Below are 17,780 nucleotides of genomic sequence, written 5' to 3'. Positions count from 1 at the left end.
GACATGCGGGGCCAGGCGTCCCGGATATCGCTACGCTCATCCGGGCTACGACGTCACGTCTTACTGCCCGTGATCGGTCAGCATCTTGTCGCAGGCCTTGCTGAGCTTGGTGCGGTTCTGTTTCAGGCAGGCGAGCACGGCACCATCGCCATTGTTCATCACGGCGCGGCAGAAGCGCGTGACGTCGCGCGCGCAGGCATCGTGGCCAGGCTGCTGTTGCGCCGACGCGGCCGATGCGCACAGGAGCAAAGGAAGAATGAAAAGAAATCTGGTCATCGCATAATGCCTCTTACCCGGAAGAATGTGCGGGCGAAGCTAGTGCGACGATCCCTCAGCCGCAACGGCTTTATTGGAGGGCTGAACTTGCAGGCTGATCGGCGCCGCCACGTGGCCCCGGCTTGACGCCGGAGCCATCGCGAGGGGAGCTCGTTCGATTGCAACGCTTGCGGCGTTGCGCGTTCTCTTACTGACTGTCCTGAGCGTCAGCGACCTTGCGTGAGGCGCCCTTGGCGAGGTCCTTGTCCATCACCGCGCGGCAGCCGGCGCTCAGATCCGAACGATGCTTCATCATGCACGCCGTGATCTTCGGGATGTTGGGGATCTCCGACGAGCACAGGCGGAAGGCATCGCCGGTGCACTGCTGCTGCGCCTCGGCCGAGAAGGCGAAGCTCGAGGTCGTCGAGATGATCGAGACGATCGCGGCGAAGCCCAGCGCCAGGCTGGTGTCGCGGATCTTGCTGGTCAGGGACTTGGCAGTCAGAGAGGTGGTCATTTGAAGCTCCCATTAGCGCCGCAAAAGCGGGCCCGTTGTTGATGGGAACTACGATGCTCCAGCAAAACAGTTTCCACTGTGATGACGGTCACGAGTGGCACCCCAACTGTGACATCGGTCACGTTGGCGCACCATGCTGAAATTCCTGCGCATCCGCTGTCGTGTTGGTGTCACGTTAACTGTTCCTTCGCATTAATGGCTCGTCGCACCGGGGATTCCGCCGGTTTGGTTGCGTAATTGGAAAGAGTAGCGATGCGTAATGCGTTGGGCCTGATGCTGGCCAGTGTAGTTGCCGCGGTCGTGATCGCCGCCGGCGGTTGGTTTTATTATTCCTCGCGCGCCGATCAGGGCGCTCCCCAGACAGTTGCCGCCCGTGCCGCCGACCCGTTGCCGGCACCGGCGAAGCTTGCCGCCAAGGACGACGTCGCGACCACCGCGACGATCGCGGCCAAGCCGACGACCGTTGCCCAGGCGCCTGCGCCGGCGCCCGCCCCGGTCATGCCGGTGCAGCCGAAGCAGACCTGCGCCAATCCGAACGCCCTGGGCGTCTCCCGCGTGGTCGAGATCGACACCACCGGCGGCCCCGGCTTCGGCTTCGACCATTTCAAGCAGTTCGACTTCCTCACCGACAAGGAGGTCGTGCTGACCTTCGACGACGGTCCCTGGCCGGTGAACACGCCCGCGGTGCTGAAGGCGCTCGCGGATGAATGCACCAAGGGCCTGTTCTTCTCGGTCGGCAAGCATGCGACCTATCATCCCGAAATCCTGCGCCAGGTGCTGGCCCAGGGCCACACGGTCGGCACGCACACCTGGTCGCATGTCAATCTGAACAGCAAGAAGATGACGGAGCAGCAGGCCAAGGACGAGGTCGAAAAGGGTATCAGCGCGGTGAAATTCGCGCTCGGTGCCAACCCGGCGCCGTTCTTCCGCTTCCCGCAGCTTCAGCACAATCCGGCGATCGTGAGCTATTTCGGCACCCGCAACGTCGCAATGTTCTCGACCGACATCGACTCCTTCGACTTCCGGAAGGGCGCGACGCCGGAGAAGATCATCGAAACGGTGATGACGCGGCTCGACAAGCTCGGCAAGGGCATCATCCTGATGCACGACTTCCAGAAGCACACCGGCGAAGCGATGCCGGCGCTGCTCGCGCGCCTCAAGGCCGGCGGCTACAAGGTTGTGCAAATGAAAGCGAAGACGACGCTTCAGTCGCTGCCGGAATATGACGAGGCGCTGATGAAGGACATGAAGGTGCCGACCGCAACCACGACCACGCGCCCGATCTCGAGCGTGGTGCAAACGGTCTCGCAGTAAGCGCTGTTCAATCACCATTCCAATATGCGCATGGCCGGGCTCACGCCCGGCCATTTGCTTTTGAGAGGAGACGGCGGCTTACCAATAGATCCCGTGGCGATGCAGCTCGCTGATGATGCGGCGCTCGGTCCATTCGCGCTTGCGCTTCGGCTTCTCCACCCTTGCGGTCTTCGCGGGCTTGGTCGTCGCGACCGGCGCTGCGGTCGGGGTGGTCGGGGTCGCAGCCGGAGCGGTCGCCGCGGCGGGCGCGGGCGCAGAAACAGCAGCAGGTGCAGGCGCCGACACCGCCGGCGGACGATCGACATATTTCGGCGGTTCGACTGATGGCGCGACGTCGCTGATCTGCGTCGCGGAGGCAGCGGTCGTCGTGGCTTGCGAAGCAACGGTCGGCCCGGCCGGCCCCGACAGCGACAGGCTGCGCTCGCCCGCATGGGCAGATGCAGAGGCCAGGACCATGGCGGCAACCAGAATGATCTTGCGCATGTGGAATCTCCCCGTGCTTGCGTGACCGTGACACTACGGGAGATGCGTCCGGGATTATGTGACTGGCATCACATGGGGTGCCGCACCACTCGAACCCGCCGGGCCGCGATCAACACGCGACCCGACTTCAGTGCAAAATGACGATCGGATGAAGGGGAGGCGCTGGTGCCGCAAGAGGGATTCGAACCCCCGACCCCGTCATTACGAATGACGTGCTCTACCGACTGAGCTATTGCGGCGAACCCTGCCGGGACCCTGCGCAATGCCGGTCCCGATACGCGCGCTCCTGATATCGGGCATGGCCCGAATTGGCAAGGAGAAGCGGGAGGCGAAATGCCCCTTACGCGCCCCAGCGGGACCAGAAACCGCGCCAGCCGCCGGCCTGGGCCTTTGGCGTGCCGATTTGTTCCGTAAATTCATCGCTCGGGCCGTCGTCGTCAATTCCGGGATCGTCGGGGGCGCGAATGATCGGGATGACGGTCTGGATCGGGGCCTGCGCGGGCTTGCCGAGGTCGGCGCGGGTCCGGAACACCGGCGTTGCCGCCACCGGCGATGATTCGGCGGCCTCGGAGGCCGGTTTGACCGGCTCGACGGGCGCAACCACCGGCTCTTCCTTGACGACCTCCTTGGCCATTTCCTTGACCGTTTCCCTGGCAGCTTCCTTGGGACCTTCCGTGGGACCTTCCTTGGCCTCAGGGGGCGAATTGTCCTGTGCCGCCGGCACCGGAGCGATCACGACCGGTTCCACCGGACTTTCGCTCGGGGCCGCGGCCACCCGCTTCGGCGGCGGGGCGGCCAGCATGGCTTCCTCGAAGGCCGAGGATTCGATCGTGGTGCCCTTGTCGGACGGCAGGCTCGCCACCGGCGTCTGCCACTGGAAGGCATCGAGGCGGCCGGTGACCGGGGAGACCGGGCGCCAGCGGTCACTGACATAGCCGTCCGCGGTCCAGGCCGGATCGAGCCGGGCGCGCACAGCGCGTAAGGTCCAGGCGCGGGCCCGACCGCCGTCGCCATGCTCGGTGCGCTCGAGCTCGGCCATCAGCAGCGCGACGCGCTGGGTCGGATCGTTGACGTAAGGCGCCAGCACGGCGCGCGCGCGGGCGAACTCGGAGGCGTCGATCGCTGCGCGCGCGATCGCGAGCTGGCCCTCGACATGACCGGCCTTGTCGGCGGGCGTCTTGGCCGCGAGCGTCTCGACCCGCTGCAAACGCTGCCGCGCGGAATCGCCGAGTTTGACATGCGCATAGGCGTCGGCGAGGTCGGGGTGCGGATTGGCGAGCCAGGCGGCTTCGACCAGCTTCATGGAGCGGCGCACCTGATGTGCCTCGCTCTCGAACTTCGCGGCGAGCACGGCGGCCGGCACCAGGGTCGGCGCCAGCTTGATCGCCTCCATCACGCTCTCGCGCGCGACGTCGCGGTCCATGGTTTGCAGCTCAAGCGCACGCGCCGTCAGCAGCACGCCGCGCTGGCGGCGATAGGCCCGCTTGTCGATCTGGCCCGCGGACAGGTTCGAATCGAGGATCGCGAGCGCACCGCTCCAGTCACCGCGCGCGCAGCGGAAGCCGAGCACCGCATGGGAGGCCCAGGTCGAGGACGGCGACAGCTTGATCGCTTCCTCCGCGATCATGACGGCGCCGACCGCATCGTCGGCGCGCTGCGCCTCGATGAACAGGCCGCGCAGGCCGAGCAGGCGGGTGTCGTCGCGCTCGGCCATGACGCGGAAGACGCGCTGGGCCTCGTCGCGATTGCCTTCGAGCTGAGCCGACTGCGCATGCAGCAGCAGCGCAAGCGGATCGTTTGCGGCCAGCCGCCGTGCGGTATCGGCGTGACGGCGGGCCAGCGCGGTATCGCCATGACCGATCGCAAGCAGGCCGTGGGTGATGGCGTGGCGGCCGCGGGCGTGGCGCTTCTCACGGCTGCGGCGGCGCAGACGCCCCGGCGCGCGCCAGAGCATCGTCGCGAGGCTCCAGAACAAGACGATCAGGACGGCGAATATGCCGAGGCCAAGCACGAACACCGGAATGCTCGGTGAGGCCCGATAACCGCCCCAGGTCATCACGACATCGCCGGGCTGATCGGCAATCCAGGCCGCGCCGGCGCCTGCGAGCGCAATCAGAACGAGGAAGAGGACGATGCGAAGCATGGCAACCCCTATACGCGCAGTTCGTTGCGCGAATCTTATTGAGCAGGCTTGGTCAGACTAGCCATGGCATCGTCGGCGAATTTGCGGGAGGCCGCGAGCGCGGCGTCTCGCGCATCGGTCTTGTCGAGCCAGGCCTGGGCCGGTGCGCGATCAGCCTCGGGCAGCGTCTTCAGCTCGCGCCGCGCCTCCGTGAAATCATTGCGAAGCGCCGCCGCCGTCACGCGCGCGACAATGGCGCCACGGTCGTTGCCGACCCCGTCGGTGCGCTCGATGCGGACGAGTTTCGAGGCTCCGGCCTGAAGGCGCTCGACGATGCCGGCGTTGGCGCTCGGCGCTTCCGCAGGCGGCGTCAATTTCGGCACGATGTTGAGCAGCTCGCGGCTCAGCGCGACCGGCGTCGGGATGCCGGCGGACGCGAACACATCGAGCGGCTTCAGCATGTCGGGCTTGGGCGCGAGCGCCCGCGCGGCAGCGAGCTGCGCCTCATAGGGATCATTGTGGCGTACGGCCACGTCGAGCAGGGAGGCGACGACCACATAGCGCAGCGGCTTGTCGTCCATCACCTTTGCATCGGCGATCTTCTCGCCTTGTTGCGCGAGCTCGGCGCGTTCGGACCTGCTGGCACGCTCGAGCTGGGCAATGCGATCGCTCAGCGCGGCAAGGGCCGACGAAGATTTGGGATCGTTCAGAGCAGTCGCGGTCTTGTCGGACTGCGCACGCAGATTGGCGATGTCGCTGCGCAGGGCGCTCGCTGATTTTTCCAGCGCGTCGATCCGCGCCGCCATGGCCGGATCGGCCGCGGGCTTTCCGGCCTTGGCTTCGACCGCGGCAACGCGGCCGCTCAGCGCGTCGACCGTCGCGCTCGTCACTTGCGGCGCTGCCGGCGGCTCCTGCACGGCAGGCCAGCCCAGCACCCAGCCGACCCCGATCACCAGTGCGGCTGCGACAGCGCCCGAGAACGGCGCAATGACCCAGGGGGAAATCGACGGCGAAACCGGCGCGGCCGCAACGGAAGGCTGCTCCTCGGCGCGCTCGGGCTGCGACTCGGACTTGACCTCGTCCGACTTCACCTCGTCCAACTTGGCCTCTTCAGCCTCGACCTTTTCGGACTTGGTTTCGTCAACGGCAGCCTGCTCAGACCCCGGCTGGGCCTCCGGCGCAGCGGGCGTCTCCTGCGGCTGGGTGGAGACTTCGGTCGCCTCGAGGTCGATGGTGGGCGGCGTCCGCTTGGCGCGGCCGGATTCGGGGGCCAGTCCTGCGTCTTCAGGCTTGTCGTCGGCCATCGTGACGGTTCCTCACACTTACATGCCCAAAACGGACCCGATTGCGTCGGATTCGGCCCGACCTCTTACGCCAAACGGGTCCGCAAAGCACGCTCCAAGGTGCCAAACAAGGCATTTTCGTCCGGCGACGCCGCCACCAGAACCTGCGACGCACCGGCATCGCGCAGCACCGCCGCGACCGTCTCGGACAGGCAGCATTGCGGGATCGCCAGCGCCGAGATTTCGACACCTTCGTCCCGCGCCGCCTCCAGGAAGGCCCGCGCGCTGCGGCGGGAGTAATGCAACACCGCCTCGACGCCATGGGCGGCAAAGCCCTCGCAGACCTCGCGCGGCAGATGCTTGACCGGCGCCATGCGATAGGTGGTCTGCGTGACCACGTTGAATCCTTCGGCGCCGAGCTCGCCGCCGAGGTCGCGCGACAGGTCCGCCCCCGCAAGATAAAGCAGCGTACCCTTCTTCTTCAGCACCTTGTCGCGCGCACTTTGAATGACCTTGTCGCGCAGCGAAGCGGCATCACCGCCGGCGACGATCACCTCCGCGAAGCCGACATCGCGCGCGGCAGTCGCAGTGTGCTCGCCGACCGCAAACAGCGGCAGCTCCAAAAGGCCGAGGTCCGCCAATTGCGGCGCGACGGCACGGATTGCATTGGCCGACGTGACAATGATGGCGCTGTAGCCCGCCTCACTCTCGTCATGAAAAGCGACCGGCTCGAACTTGAGCACCGGCGCGAGCAGCACCACATGACCCCGCGCGCGCAAATTCTCCGCCGTCGCCTCATTGTCGGGATGCGGCCGTGTGACAAGAATGGACATCGCGTGTGTTCCCGGACCGCGTGACGGTGACGCATTCACCGGAACGGCTGCGCGTGACGATTGCGCAGGCCGACCCCGGAATGCTACCGGACGTACCAGAACTCTGCTTTACGGATGAGCGCAAGGGCCCAAATTGGATAACGATTCACCAATGCTGGTGCTGGGCATCGAAACCACCTGCGACGAGACCGCCGCGGCCGTGATCGAGCGCGCACCCGACGGGGTCGGCAGGATTTTGTCCAACATCGTGCGGTCCCAGATCGAGGAGCACGCCCGCTTCGGCGGCGTCGTGCCGGAGATCGCGGCGCGCGCGCATGTCGATGTCCTCGACGGCATCATCGACCGCGCCATGCACGAGGCCGGCATCGACTACGCCCAGCTCAGCGGTGTCGCCGCCGCGGCGGGGCCGGGCCTGATCGGCGGCGTCATCGTCGGGCTCACCACCGCGAAAGCGATCGCGATGGTGCACGACACGCCGCTGGTCGCGGTGAACCATCTCGAAGCGCATGCGCTGACGCCACGCCTCACCGACGCCATCGCATTTCCCTATTGCCTCTTCCTCGCCTCGGGCGGCCATACCCAGATCGTCGCCGTCACCGGCGTCGGCCAGTATGTGCGGCTCGGCACCACCGTCGACGACGCCATCGGCGAGGCCTTCGACAAGGTCGCGAAGATGCTGGGCCTGCCCTATCCCGGCGGACCGCAGGTCGAGCGCGCGGCGGAAAACGGCGATGCCGCGCGCTTTGCGTTTCCGCGGCCGATGCAGGGACGTCCCGATGCCAACTTCTCGCTCTCGGGATTGAAGACGGCGGTCCGCACCGAGGCGAGCCGGCTGGCCGAAATCACACCGCAGGACGTCTGCGATCTCTGTGCGAGTTTCCAGGCCGCGGTGCTGGACTCGACGGCCGACCGTCTCAACGTCGGTCTCCGACTTTTCCGCGAGCGGTTCGGTGCACCCAATGCGCTGGTGGCGGCCGGCGGTGTCGCGGCCAATCATGCGATCCGCGGCGCCCTCTACGCCGTCGCGCGCGAGGCGGACACGCAGCTGATCATGCCGCCGCCCGCGCTCTGCACCGACAATGGCGCGATGATCGCCTGGGCCGGCGCCGAACGCCTCGCGCTCGGCCTGACCGACACGATGGAAGCCCAGCCCCGCGCCCGCTGGCTGCTCGACGCCAACGCGACGGCACCCGCAGGCTACGGCAAGACCCGGGCGGGATACTAGCCATGGCTGCGTTCCAGTCCGTCGCGGTGATCGGGGCCGGCGCCTGGGGCACGGCGCTCGCGACCGTGGCGGCGCGGGCCGGACGGAACGTGACGCTCTGGGCGCGCAGTGCAGAGCACGCCGCGCGCATCGCATCGACCCGCGACAATCCGCGGCTGCCCGGCGTGAAGCTCGCGCCGGAGATCGTCGTCACGCACGAGCTCGCGAAAGCCGCACGCGCCGACATGCTGCTGATCGTCACGCCGGCGCAGCATCTGCGCGGCGCGGTCAACATGCTCGCCTCGCATCTGGCGAAGCCGGTGCCGATCGTCGCCTGCGCCAAGGGCATCGAGCATGGCACCCATAAATTCATGACCGACATCATCGCGGAGGCGGCGCCGCACGCGCAGCCGGCGATCCTGTCGGGGCCGAGCTTTGCCGACGACGTCGCGCGCGGCCTGCCGACTGCAGTAACGCTTGCGGCAAAGGATGAGACCCTGGCGAGCGCGATGGTGCAGGCGCTGGGCTCGCCGACCTTCCGTCCCTATCACTCCACCGACATCCGCGGCGTCGAGATCGGCGGCGCGGCCAAGAACGTGCTGGCGATCGCCGCCGGCATCGTGGTCGGCCGCAAGCTCGGCGCCTCCGCCCACGCCGCGCTGACCACGCGCGGCTTCAGCGAGCTGGCGCGGCTCGGCCGTGCCTGCGGCGCGCGCACGGAAACGCTGTCCGGTCTCTCCGGTCTCGGCGACCTCCTGCTGAGCTGCTCGACCGCGCAGTCGCGCAATTTCGCGCTCGGGATCGCGCTCGGTCGCGGCGAGGCCGCGCCCGCCGGCAAGCTTGCGGAAGGCGCATTCACCGCGCCGGTGCTGGTCGAGCTCGCGGCTGCGCGAGGCGTCGACATGCCGGTCTCGCAGGCGGTCGCCGCCATCCTCGACGGCAGGTTGACGATCGACGCCGCGATCGAAGCGCTGCTGACGCGGCCGTTCAAGGCCGAGCAATAGCCGCAGCGTCGCGCATCGCAGGTAGCACTTCACGGTCCGCACACGCTGGTCTAGCCTAGCGCCACACCGCAGGATCCCGGTCCAACAACAACGAAACGGATCCCAGGGGAAACCGCATGCGCAAACCGCATCGCGCGATCGTTTCGATCGCCATCATCACACTTGCCGCAATTGCTCTGCCCACCGCTGCCTACACACAGGCTGCGGTTTCCTATGACGAGCTCGCGAAATCCGAGGCGGCCGCCAATGCCGACAACGGCAAGCGGGTCGCACCAATCAAATCGATAGCTAATCCCGCCAGCGACGTCAGCTCCGACATGCAGGCCATGATCGGCGCGCCGTTTCCGCCGCATTTCAATGCAGATCCGAAAACCCCGGCGGAATGGAAGGAGCTGATCGATCGCCGCGCAAAACTGTCGATCTCAGGCGTTCCCGCGATGAAGGAGAAGCTCGGCGTCAAGGTCGAGGACACCAAAATCGCCGGCGTGCATTGCTTCATCGTGACGCCGAACAGGATCCCGCCTGAGAACCGGCGCCGCCTTCTGGTCCACGTCCATGGCGGCGGCTATGTGTTCGGGCCCGGCGAGGCCGCGTTGCCGGAAGCGATCATGATGGCGGGCTTTGGCGGCTTCAAGGTGATCTCGGTCGACTACCGCATGCCGCCCGACTTCCCCTATCCCGCCGCGATGGACGACGCGATGGCGGTCTGGAAGGAGATCACCAGGAACCACGACGCTCGCCGGATGGCGATCTTCGGGACATCGACGGGTGGTGCGATGACGCTGGCGATGGTGCTGCGGGCCAAGGACGAGAAGCTGCCGAAGCCGGCCGCGATCGCACCAGGCACGCCGTGGTCCGACATCGACAAGGTCGGCGACACCTATGCCAGCAACGAGTGGGTCGACAACGTGCTGGTGACCTGGGACGGCTGGCTCGGCCGCGCCGCAAGGCTCTACGCCAACGGCACGGACCTGAAGACGCCCTACATCTCGCCGATCTATGGCGACTTCAAAGGCTTTCCGCCGACCATTCTGACATCGGGCACGCGCGACCTGTTCCTCAGCAACACGGTTCGCACCCATCGCAAATTGCGCCGCGCCGGCGTGATCGCCGATCTCAATGTCTATGAAGGCCAGTCGCACGCGCAGTACCAGTTCAACGTCAATGCGCCGGAGACGAAGGAAGCCTTCACCGATATCGCAAAATTCTTCGATCGCCATCTGAAGGAATGAGCGCCTGCGATGGATACCGGATGCCCGCGCTTGTCGCGGGCATCCGCCTGCCCTAAACATCGCGGCAGGCGACATGGCGTATCCATAACAGGGCGGGCGAGCGATGAACTACTGGCTGGTGAAATCCGAACCGTCGGTGTGGTCCTGGGACCAGCAGGTGGCGAAGGGCGCCAAGGGCGAGGCCTGGACCGGCGTGCGCAATTACACTGCGCGCATTAATCTCGTGAACATGAAGAAGGGCGACAAGGCCTTCTTCTATCATTCCAACGAGGGCAAGGAGATTGTCGGCATCGCCGAGATCATCAAGGAGGCCTATCCTGATCCGACCGACAAGACCGAAAAATTCGTCTGCGTCGACATCAAGGCCGACAAGCCCCTGAAGACCCCGGTGACGATGGCCGCGATCAAGGCCGAGAAGAAGCTCGCCGACATGGCGCTGGTGAAATATTCGCGCCTCTCGGTGCAGCCGGTGACGGCGGAAGAGTGGAAGCTCGTCTGCAAGATGGGCGGGGTGTAGGAGCTGCCGTAGCCCGGATGGAGCGCAGCGACATCCGGGATTGGCGCATACGGAAAGACTGTCCCGGATTACGCTGCGCTCCATCCGGGCTACGATGTCCGCGCTTGCGTCTCCGGCAGCGCAAACACCTCACACGGCGCAACAATACCTCGGAGCGAATGCGATCCGAGCGCGACGAGCGGCATCTCCGTCTCCGCCGCAAGCGCCCCCGACACCAGCACGGTCCGGCCGAGTGGCTTGCACAAGCCTTCGAGCCGGCTGGCGAGATTGACGGCGGGACCGATCGCGGTGAAATCGAGCCGGTTGGCGGCGCCGATATTGCCCCACAACATCTCGCCGAGATGAAGCGCCGCGCCGAACGCGAGCGGCGGCAATCCTTGCGCGCTGCGCTCCGCGTTGAGATACGCCATCCCGGCTTCGGCTGCGGCCGCCGCACGCAAAGCCGCCTCGCAGGCGCGGCGCGGTGACGCCCCGACCACCGGAAAGATCGCGAGCACGCCGTCGCCGATGAACTTCAGCACCTCGCCGCCGAAGGCGTGAACGGCACCGGCGATACGATCGAACCAGGCATCGAGCGCAGCGATGACATCGGCGGGCGGGGTGGCTTCGGACAATGACGTGAAGTTGCGCAGATCCGCGTAGAGCAGCGCGGCCTGAATGGTCTCGCCAAGATCGCGCCGCAACGGTGCCGCCAGCACACGCTCCGCGCTGCGCTTGCCGAGATAGGCATCGAGTGTCGCGCGCAACGTGGCGCGCGCAGCGAGCACGGCGAGCGGGGTCGCGGCAAAGCGCGCGGCCTGGCGCAGTTGCTCGATTTCGTCCGATGTGAACAGGCGCGGACCGATCCAGCCGAGCAGCGGGCCATCCTGTCGTCCGACGACGTCTTCGTGCACGTCGCCGCCCGCGATATCGCGCAGCCAGCGCCGCCCGGCATCGTTGGGCGGATCGGGCGCAAGACCACCCGGTGCAAAGCCGAGCGCCTCGATCACCCGGCCGTTGTCCGCCCGCCACAGCCAGGTCCGCTTCGCGATCAGCGGGTGAGGCACCTCCAGCGTCAGGCTGCCTGCCGCAAGCGGCATGCCGTCGGCGATCAGATGTGCGCCGAGTTCCGCGAGCAGGCGGTCGGCCCCGGAACTATCGGAGGCGGCATCGACCAGCCAGGCGAGGGTCGGAGAGAGGTGCATGGCCCGATGATGGCGAAGATGGAGCGCCTTTGTCACGGGCAATCCTTGACGGCCCGCCTTGGCGCCGCCATGTCCCATCTCAGCTTAGGGATGATCGCCCATGACCGAGCCGTTCGTAGTGCGACGCGAGACCCAGATCGCAGCCCCGCGCGCCACCGTCTTCGCCTATTTGACCGACCCCGAGAAAATCCTGAGCTGGATGGGCTCGGATGCGACCACCGAGCCGCATCCCGGCGGGCTCTATCTGCTCAAGGGAATTGGCCCGCGCAGCGGCGTCGCCCGCGGCGCGTTCCGCGAGGTCGTGCCGGTGCATCGTCTGGCCTACACGTTCGGCTGGGAAGGCGGCCAGGAAGTACCGCCGGGCTCGAGCCTGATCGAGATCGACCTGATCGAACGCGACGGCGGCACATTGCTGCGCATGACCCATAGCGGGCTGCCGACCGAGGAACAGATGGCGGCGCACGCGAAAGGATGGACGCATTATCTCGGACGGCTCACGATCGTGGCCGCGGGCGGCGATCCAGGTCCGGACAAGGGTGTGTCGGACAAGGCATAGCGACGGGTCGTTCTTGTAGTCGTCGCTGCCGTAGATGGGGTAACGGGCCCCCCCCGGGGCCTTCCAGCGAAGCCGCGCTAGCTACGGCGCTGTTTGGTGGCGCGCGTCGCGCGGCTTGACTGGAAGGTTGGCGGTCGTCCCTCACATTGATGGTGTAACGGAGTCGAGGCTAGGCCTTGCTCCAAGCATCGAGGAGAGACGACCATGGACCATTATGCCGGAATCGATGTGTCATTGGAATGCTCCAGCGTGTGCATTGTTGATCCAACCGGGAAGATCGTTCGGGAGGCCAAACCGGCAAGCGAGCCGGAGGCCCTGATCGCCTGGTTCCAATCGCTTGGGTTCGAGCTTGCCAGGATCGGGCTCGAGGCAGGACCGCTGTCACAGTGGCTCTACGCGGCGATGAAGAAGGCCGGCCTTGCGGTCGAGCTTCTGGAGACGCGCCACGTGAGCGATGCCTTCAAGGCGATGCCGGTGAAGTCGGATCGCAACGACGCCCGCAACATCGCACAGTTGATGCGGCTCGGCTGGTTCCGGCCGGTGCATTGCAAATCGATGAGTGCACAGGAGACCCGCGCAATGCTGACCGCGCGCAAGCTGATCCAGAGCAAGCTGCAGGACGTCGAGAACAGCTTGCGGGGGATCTTGCGAGGCTTCGGCTTGAAGGTCGGCAAGACGACGAAGCGCGGCTTTGCGGCACGGATCAACGAGCTGGTGGCCGGCCATCCGGCGCTCGAAGCCATCGCGACGGCGACGCTTGCGGTTCACACAGTGCTACTGCGCGAATTCAACGGCTTTGAGAAGCGGATGCGGGCGATGTCCCTGCTGGATGCCAAAGCCAAGCTATTGATGTCGATCCCGGCCGTGGGACCGATCATCTCGTTGACCTATGCCAGCGCCATCGATGACCCCGGCCGCTTCACCTCGTCGAAGCGGGCTGGGCCGCTGTTCGGGTTGACGCCGAAAAAGCATCAGTCAGGCGAGACCGACTACTCCGGCCGGATCAGCAAGAACGGCGACGCTTCCGTGCGCGAAGCGCTCTATGAGGCGGCTCACATCATTCTGACCAAGCCGATCAAGGGCTGTGCGCAGCTCAAGAGTTGGGCGATGCGAATCGCCAGGCGCGCCGGCATAAACAAGGCCAAGGTGGCGCTGGCGCGCAAGCTCGCCGTGATCATGTTGCGCATGCTCAAGGACAACGTGCCCTTTAATGCGACTGCCAAGGCGACCGCCATGGCAACCTAAAACAGGAGCGAACAGGTTCTCGGGCGGGTTCGACACCAGCCTTCCCGAAGCGAAGTCCCTTCGCCGGGACGATGGATCAGGTTAGGTCGTCATCCGGGTTGTCGACGCATCCAACGATGCGATCACGCTTCCGTAGATTGGCCGGCCTGTTCCTCCTTAGAACCCCATCAGGCGACGGCCATAGCGCCGATCCCGTACAGAAGCAGGTTCCCGGTGAGAGGATGACGCGAAAAAGGGATTGACTAACCGAGGCCCGTTACAGAAGCCCGGGTGAGCGCAGCGACACCCGGGACAAGTGCAACGACGCGATCGAGATACGCACGCACCACACCCTCGACTGTCATCGCCCGCGAAAGCGGGCGATCCAGTATTCCAGAGGCAGTGCGTGGATACGGAGAGGCCGCGGCGTACTGGATGCCCCGGTCAAGCCGGGGCATGACAGCGGTGTGTGAGGGGAGCCGTGCGAACGATTCCGAGTTGACGAAAGCAGCCTACTGCTTCGGCGCCGGCGCCATCATCGCGCCGCCCTTCTTCGCGGGCGCGGGTGCGGGCTTGGTCGCCGCGGTCGCTTGCGCGGGCAGATACTTCGCCACGATCGCCGGATCGACCTGCGCGATGTTGGCATCCGGCAGGCGCGTCCAGGTCTCGTCCTTGCCGAACAGGGAGATGCCGAGGAAGCCGCGCATGGTCAGGGTCTGGCCATCGGGGCTCACCGTCATCTTGGCCTTCCAGATGTTGCCGTCGCGCGGATTGACGACGTTGCCGCCGTCATACTTCAAGCCGTCGCGCTTCATGTCGCGGATGAAGGAGAGCCCGAGCACCGGCTGGTTCTTGCGGTCGTCCGTGCATTTCGCGCAGACCTCGTTCGGATCGTCGCCGGGGCGCGGAAACGTCTTTGCGATCACGCCCTCGAAGATGCCGTTGTGGTCGACGAAGAGGAACCAGCCCACGGTCTTGCCGTCCTCGACCTTCTGCCAGAGCCCTGCGGCGGTTGGCTGGGCCGACGTCGCAGCCGGGACTTGCGCCGCAGCCGGGCTCACCGTGCCGATCGACAGCGCCAGCGCGAGGAGCGAGAGCAGCCGAATGAGATTCCGCATTATGATCACCTTGCTAAGCCAATCGCCTTGCCAAAGCCAAAACTGGAATGGCCGCAGACTACGGCGATTTCGCGAACGGTTCCAGCACCAGAAACATGGGGCATCGCCTTGACGCCCCTCGCGGTCAGTTGACACCGAGCTTCTTTTGCAGGCTGGAGGACGAGGTCGTGTACTGGAACACGAGTCGCTTCTCCGGATAGACGTAGCGATGGGCTTTTTGCGACATCAGTGCGCCCTCGTGGAAGCCGCACAGGATCAACTTGATCTTACCCGGATAGGTGTTGATGTCGCCGATGGCGAAGATGCCTGATACGTTGGTCTCGAACGCTGACGTCTCGACCGGCACCAGATTGTTCTCCAGCGCAATGCCCCAGTTCGCAACCGGACCGAGCTTCATGGTCAGGCCGAAGAATGGCAGCATGGTATCGCAGGCGACGTCGCTGACGTTGTTGTCGTTGCCCTTCACGGTGGCGCCGGTGAGCTGGCCGTCGGCACCCGTGAGCGCGGTGACCTGGCCGAGCCGCAGATCCATCTTGCCGTCGGCGACCAGCGCGCGCATCTGCTCGACGCTGTGGGGCGCGGCGCGAAAATCGTCGCGACGGTGCAAGAGCGTGATGCGCTTCGCCAGCGGATGCAGATTAAGCGTCCAGTCGAGCGCGGAATCGCCGCCGCCGACGATCAGCACGTTCTTGTCGCGGAACGTCTCCATCTTGCGCACGGCGTAATGCACCGAGGTGCCTTCATAGGCTTCGATCCCCGGCACCGGCGGACGCTTCGGCTGGAACGAGCCGCCGCCGGCCGCGATCACCACCACCTTGCACTCGAACACCTTGCCGGCGTCGGTGGTGCAGCGGAACGCGGGATCGCCGATCTTCTCGACCGTCTCGACCATCTCGCCGAGATGGAAGGTCGGGTGGAACGGCTTGATCTGCTCCATCAGCGCCTCGGTGAGGCCCTGCCCCGACACCTGCGGAATGCCGGGAATGTCGTAGATCGGCTTTTCCGGATAGAGCTCGGCGCACTGGCCGCCGACCTTGTCGAGGATGTCGACGAAATGCGCCTTCATGTCGAGAAGGCCGAGCTCGAAGGCGGCGAACAGGCCACACGGGCCCGCGCCAATAATCAGCACATCGGTTTTGATCACGTCGCTCATGTCGTCTCTTTATCGATCGTTATCGGTTGGACGGCGCCCGGTGGGCAGAAGTGACCCTGCCTGTCTAGCCAACGGGGATGGATCAGGGAAGGCATAAAAGCGGTAGCGCCCCGCGGCCGCGCCTACTTGCCGGGTCAGGATAACTGGGCTGTAACGAGAAAAGATATGACGGAGATCAATCGGTGAACGCACCAAGCCGCCTCGACACGACGCCGCGCCTTGAGGACTTCCCCTTTCGCCTCAGCGACAATGTCCGCTTCGGCGATCTCGATCCGAACCAGCACGTCAACAACGCGGTCTACGCCACTTATTTCGAGACCGGCCGTGTCACGCTGATGAAGCTTCCCGAATACGGGCTGACCCCGGCCGGACTTGCCTGGATCATGGTGCGGCTCGACATGCATTTCCGCGCCGAGCTGCACTGGCCGAACACGATCGAGCTCGGCCTCGGCGTGGTGAAATTCGGACGGACCTCGGTGACGTTCGAGCAGGTCGTGTTTTCGAATGGGAAGTGCATTGCCTCGGCGACGTCGGTCGGCGTCTTGCTCGACGAGGCGACACGACGGCCGGCACCGCTGACCGCAGAGGTGATCGAGAAATTCAGGCCCTGGCACAAGCGCGGCATCGAGGTCGCGCCGCCGAGTACATAGCAAAGAGATCAGGCCTGGAAGACCAGGCCTTGAAGACCAGGCCTTGAAAATCAGGCCTGGCGTTCCGGCGTCGCCACGACGAGGCCGTCGAGCTCGTCGGAAACCTTGATCTGGCAGGACAGGCGCGAGTTCGGGCGCACGTCGAAACCGAAGTCGAGCATGTCTTCTTCCATCGGCGTCGGGCTGCCGACCTTCTCGCGCCAGGCTTCGTCGACATACACGTGGCAGGTCGCGCAGGCACAGGCACCGCCGCATTCGGCTTCGATGCCGGGAATGCTGTTGCGGATGGCGGCTTCCATCACGGTTGCGCCGTTCTCGATTTCCACCGTGCGGGTTTCGCCCTTGTGGTCGACAAAGTGAATCTTGGCCATGTGTGCTCGTGCTGCCGCGGTGCTGGTTAGGACTAAAGGAGGGTCTGGGCTGTCCTATAACGGGTCGGTCCGCCCGGCGCCATAGCGTTTTGATGCCAGATGGACCCGGGTTCGCGCGAAGAAAACGCGTCAAAACAACTGGCTAGCGCCCCGCATGTCCGCGGGATCCGCCGGCCTAGTGTTTCAGGATCGTCGCGATCGCGGCACGGACCTCGGCCACCGCCTCTTTCAGCGCGGCCAGGGCATGCGGCCCGTTATGGCCGGTCCGGATCGCCGTCTCGAGGCTGGCGGCCGCATCGGCGACGGCAAAGGCGCCGATCCCGCGGGCCGAGCCCTTGAGCTTGTGCGCGAGCGCGCCGGTCTCGGCCGGCATTGCCGTCATCGCCGCGAGCAGGCGGACGGCCTGCTCGGCGAACATCGCCAGCACTTCCTGTTCGAGCTCGGCATCGCCGAGCGTCATCCGGGAGAGGTGGTCGAGATCGAGCGGGCTGTCGATGGGCGCAAGCGGGGGCGAGGGCATCCAGTCCATCCGTTGCAGTTCAGGCGTCATGGCGCAGGCCCCGGCATCGCGCATTGGCCGCCGGTCCGGCGGTCAGGTTCCCTCACCCAAGCATGGAAATGGTTAACGAATTGTTGGGGCCGTTTTACGCAAATCCGCCCGTTTATTGACGAAAAGTTGCCGCAATCGGCCGGGTTCGGTGGAGAATTACATTTATTGCTAAGGCGTTACGCCGTGATCCTGTTAACGATGATTAAGATT

General features: G+C 65.6%; 19 protein-coding genes and 1 tRNA gene. 8 read left to right on the top strand and 12 right to left on the bottom strand.

Translation table 11 applies throughout. From position 1 onward, the window contains the following. Positions 1-60: 60 nt before the first annotated feature. Positions 61-276 carry a hypothetical protein gene (locus VGR99_RS03465; RefSeq protein WP_326896903.1) on the bottom strand — a complete coding sequence of 72 codons (216 nt, stop codon included), beginning with the start codon at positions 274-276 and terminating at the stop codon, positions 61-63. 187 nt (positions 277-463) lie between these two features. Continuing rightward, entirely contained in the window at positions 464-772 is a 309-nt protein-coding gene (locus VGR99_RS03460) for a hypothetical protein (RefSeq protein WP_326896902.1), read from the bottom strand. A 252-nt stretch (positions 773-1,024) separates the two neighbouring features. On the opposite strand from VGR99_RS03460, the gene VGR99_RS03455 reads away from it, so the two are divergent. Next, on the top strand, positions 1,025-2,086 hold the full coding sequence (locus tag VGR99_RS03455) for a polysaccharide deacetylase family protein (protein WP_326896901.1): 1,062 nt from the start codon (positions 1,025-1,027) through the stop codon (positions 2,084-2,086). Positions 2,087-2,164: 78 nt separating this feature from the next. Here VGR99_RS03455 and VGR99_RS03450 read toward each other — a convergent pair whose 3' ends face one another. The 5 genes from VGR99_RS03450 to VGR99_RS03430 form a co-directional block, all read right to left on the bottom strand. After that, a complete protein-coding gene (locus VGR99_RS03450; protein WP_326896900.1) occupies positions 2,165-2,569 on the bottom strand; it encodes a hypothetical protein in 405 nt (134 codons plus the stop codon). Between the two features lie 163 nt (positions 2,570-2,732). After that, positions 2,733-2,808, bottom strand: a tRNA-Thr gene (locus VGR99_RS03445). A gap of 101 nt (positions 2,809-2,909) precedes the next feature. Next, complete coding sequence (locus tag VGR99_RS03440) at positions 2,910-4,712, bottom strand: heme biosynthesis protein HemY (protein ID WP_326896899.1); 1,803 nt, start codon at positions 4,710-4,712, stop codon at positions 2,910-2,912. A 35-nt stretch (positions 4,713-4,747) separates the two neighbouring features. Continuing rightward, positions 4,748-5,995, bottom strand: coding sequence for a hypothetical protein (locus VGR99_RS03435; protein WP_326896898.1), 1,248 nt, complete (start codon positions 5,993-5,995; stop codon positions 4,748-4,750). Between the two features lie 65 nt (positions 5,996-6,060). Continuing rightward, positions 6,061-6,807: a uroporphyrinogen-III synthase gene (locus tag VGR99_RS03430; RefSeq protein WP_326896897.1), complete on the bottom strand. Its 747-nt coding sequence runs from the start codon at positions 6,805-6,807 to the stop codon at positions 6,061-6,063. Between the two features lie 151 nt (positions 6,808-6,958). Between VGR99_RS03430 and tsaD the strand changes: the two genes are divergently transcribed. From tsaD to VGR99_RS03410, 4 genes are all read left to right on the top strand, one after another. Then, complete coding sequence (gene tsaD / locus VGR99_RS03425) at positions 6,959-8,032, top strand: tRNA (adenosine(37)-N6)-threonylcarbamoyltransferase complex transferase subunit TsaD (protein WP_326896896.1); 1,074 nt, start codon at positions 6,959-6,961, stop codon at positions 8,030-8,032. Between the two features lie 2 nt (positions 8,033-8,034). Further along, positions 8,035-9,015 (top strand): NAD(P)H-dependent glycerol-3-phosphate dehydrogenase, encoded by a 981-nt coding sequence (locus VGR99_RS03420; RefSeq protein WP_326896895.1) that lies wholly within the window; start codon positions 8,035-8,037, stop codon positions 9,013-9,015. 116 nt (positions 9,016-9,131) lie between these two features. Then, entirely contained in the window at positions 9,132-10,247 is a 1,116-nt protein-coding gene (locus tag VGR99_RS03415; RefSeq protein ID WP_326896894.1) for an alpha/beta hydrolase, read from the top strand. 103 nt (positions 10,248-10,350) lie between these two features. Then, the gene (locus tag VGR99_RS03410; protein WP_326896893.1) at positions 10,351-10,764 is read left to right on the top strand and encodes an EVE domain-containing protein; all 414 of its coding nucleotides are present in this window, start codon (positions 10,351-10,353) and stop codon (positions 10,762-10,764) included. 89 nt (positions 10,765-10,853) lie between these two features. Here the strand turns inward: VGR99_RS03410 and VGR99_RS03405 are convergent, their stop codons facing one another. Beyond that, a complete protein-coding gene (locus VGR99_RS03405) occupies positions 10,854-11,948 on the bottom strand; it encodes an adenylate/guanylate cyclase domain-containing protein (RefSeq protein ID WP_326896951.1) in 1,095 nt (364 codons plus the stop codon). Between the two features lie 100 nt (positions 11,949-12,048). Here VGR99_RS03405 and VGR99_RS03400 point away from each other — a divergent pair, with 100 nt between their 5' ends. Continuing rightward, the gene (locus tag VGR99_RS03400) at positions 12,049-12,504 is read left to right on the top strand and encodes an SRPBCC domain-containing protein (protein ID WP_326896892.1); all 456 of its coding nucleotides are present in this window, start codon (positions 12,049-12,051) and stop codon (positions 12,502-12,504) included. 204 nt (positions 12,505-12,708) lie between these two features. After that, entirely contained in the window at positions 12,709-13,749 is a 1,041-nt protein-coding gene (locus VGR99_RS03395) for an IS110 family transposase (RefSeq protein WP_326896891.1), read from the top strand. A 491-nt stretch (positions 13,750-14,240) separates the two neighbouring features. Here the strand turns inward: VGR99_RS03395 and VGR99_RS03390 are convergent, their stop codons facing one another. Both VGR99_RS03390 and VGR99_RS03385 read right to left on the bottom strand, forming a co-directional pair. Continuing rightward, positions 14,241-14,846 (bottom strand): DUF2147 domain-containing protein, encoded by a 606-nt coding sequence (locus tag VGR99_RS03390; RefSeq protein ID WP_326896890.1) that lies wholly within the window; start codon positions 14,844-14,846, stop codon positions 14,241-14,243. A 124-nt stretch (positions 14,847-14,970) separates the two neighbouring features. Beyond that, positions 14,971-15,999: an NAD(P)/FAD-dependent oxidoreductase gene (locus tag VGR99_RS03385; RefSeq protein ID WP_326896889.1), complete on the bottom strand. Its 1,029-nt coding sequence runs from the start codon at positions 15,997-15,999 to the stop codon at positions 14,971-14,973. Positions 16,000-16,181: 182 nt separating this feature from the next. Between VGR99_RS03385 and VGR99_RS03380 the strand changes: the two genes are divergently transcribed. Next, a complete protein-coding gene (locus tag VGR99_RS03380; protein WP_326896888.1) occupies positions 16,182-16,649 on the top strand; it encodes a thioesterase family protein in 468 nt (155 codons plus the stop codon). Positions 16,650-16,699: 50 nt separating this feature from the next. Here the strand turns inward: VGR99_RS03380 and VGR99_RS03375 are convergent, their stop codons facing one another. Continuing rightward, on the bottom strand, positions 16,700-17,020 hold the full coding sequence (locus tag VGR99_RS03375; RefSeq protein ID WP_008143731.1) for a 2Fe-2S iron-sulfur cluster-binding protein: 321 nt from the start codon (positions 17,018-17,020) through the stop codon (positions 16,700-16,702). A gap of 175 nt (positions 17,021-17,195) precedes the next feature. Continuing rightward, entirely contained in the window at positions 17,196-17,570 is a 375-nt protein-coding gene (locus VGR99_RS03370) for an Hpt domain-containing protein (protein ID WP_326896950.1), read from the bottom strand. Positions 17,571-17,780: the final 210 nt, after the last annotated feature.

The organism is Bradyrhizobium sp., assembly GCF_035935975.1.
Taxonomy (GTDB): domain Bacteria; phylum Pseudomonadota; class Alphaproteobacteria; order Rhizobiales; family Xanthobacteraceae; genus Bradyrhizobium.
Note: the sequence above shows the minus strand (reverse complement) of the source record. Positions and strands in the feature narration are given on the sequence as shown.